General features: G+C 65.4%; 1 protein-coding gene and 1 pseudogene. One reads left to right on the top strand and one right to left on the bottom strand.

The features are described from left to right. Positions 1-349, top strand: a pseudogene (locus EN780_RS34145) (DUF4996 domain-containing protein); the annotation flags it as partial. A 51-nt stretch (positions 350-400) separates the two neighbouring features. On the opposite strand, the gene EN780_RS34140 reads toward EN780_RS34145, so the two are convergent. Next, the gene (locus EN780_RS34140) at positions 401-1,270 is read right to left on the bottom strand and encodes an aldo/keto reductase family oxidoreductase (RefSeq protein ID WP_128276449.1); all 870 of its coding nucleotides are present in this window, start codon (positions 1,268-1,270) and stop codon (positions 401-403) included. Between the last annotated feature and the right edge of the window lie 180 nt (positions 1,271-1,450).

Here is a 1,450-nt window from a genome sequence, read left to right as displayed (position 1 = left end):
GATCAACTGGCGGGCCGGCGCCGAGACGTTGACGGAGACGGGCGGACCGCTGTTCACCAACCGCATGCGGGCGTCTGCCGTGCGCGGCGGCTGGCACCTCTGGGCCGACACCTACGCCATCGTCAACAAGCCGGGCGGCTACCTGTCGGGCGGCCGCGGCGACGAGCTGGCGGTCGCCGCAAGCCTTCCCGCCGAGACCTGGGGCTTCTGGGCCGAACGCGGCGCCACCATCATCCAGACCGACGAGCCGAAGGCGGCGATCGGCTGGCTCGCCGCCAATGGTTTTCGCGTGCCTTATGCAGATGAGGCGCGGCCGGCCGAGCCGGCGCATACGGCGAGTATTAATTAGGCGTCGGCGCCGACGCAGCTAATCTCCCCCACGAGGGGGGAGATTAGCCAATCACGCGGCTTTCGCCACGCCATCCAACTCGTCCAGCACCTCCGCCGAAAGCTCCAGCTCCGCCGCCGCAAGATTCTCCCGCAGATGCCCGACCGACGACGTGCCGGGGATCAGCAGAATGTTCGGCGAGCGTCGCAGCAGCCAGGCGAGCGCCACCTGCATCGGCGTCGCGCCGAGCCGTTCCGCCACCCGCGACAAAGTCGAAGACTGCAGCGGGCTGAAGCCGCCGAGCGGGAAGAATGGCACATAGGCGGTGCCTTCCCGCGCCAGTTGGTCGATCAGCGCGTCGTCGTCGCGGTGCGCCAGATTGTACTGGTTCTGCACGCAGACGATCTTGCAGATCCGGAGGCCTTCCTCGATCTGCGCGGGAGTGACGTTGCTCAGGCCGATATGGCGCACCAGTCCCTTGCGCTGCAACTCGGCAAGCGCTGTCAACTGCGCTTCGATCGAGCCCTCAGTCGGCCCCATCCCGAACATTATGCGCAGATTGACGACGTCCAGCACCTCAAGTCCGAGATTCCTGAGGTTGTCATGCACGGCCTGCTCAAGTTCGGTAGGCGAATTGGCCGGCAGCCAGGACGCATCGCTGCCGCGCCGCGCGCCGATCTTGGTGACGAGGACGAGGTCCTTGGGGTAAGGCGACAGCGCCTCGCGAATAATCTGGTTGGTGACGTGCGGGCCGTAATAGTCGCAGGTGTCGATATGGTCCACGCCCGATGACACCGCCTCGCGCAGCACCGCCAGTGCGGCATCGCGATCCCTGGGCGGACCAAACACATGCGGGCCGGCAAGCTGCATGGCGCCGTAGCCAAGGCGTTTCACGGTGTGGCTTCCGAGGGTGAATGTGCCGGACTTTTGGATGCTGGACATGCTGTTTCTCCTTGCTGTCGACGAGGCAGATAGGCGCTGTCGGCTGTTTCGATAATCGCTTATAATCCGGACAGGTTGTACGGGATGACGAACAATGGCGACGGATCTCAACGATCTCCAGGCGTTTATGGCGGTGGCGCGCGCCGGCGGGTTTTGCGAAGGAGCCCGCGCGACGGCGGG

The organism is Mesorhizobium sp. M4B.F.Ca.ET.089.01.1.1, from assembly GCF_004022605.1.
Classification (GTDB): domain Bacteria; phylum Pseudomonadota; class Alphaproteobacteria; order Rhizobiales; family Rhizobiaceae; genus Mesorhizobium; species Mesorhizobium abyssinicae.
The sequence above is the reverse complement of the archived record's forward strand: the minus strand, read 5'-3'. Positions and strand labels throughout refer to the sequence as shown.

Coding starts and splice junctions, on each gene's coding strand:
- EN780_RS34140 (WP_128276449.1), bottom strand. CDS start 1,270: ATGTCCAGCATCCAAAAGTCCGGCACATTCACCCTCGGAAGCCACACC.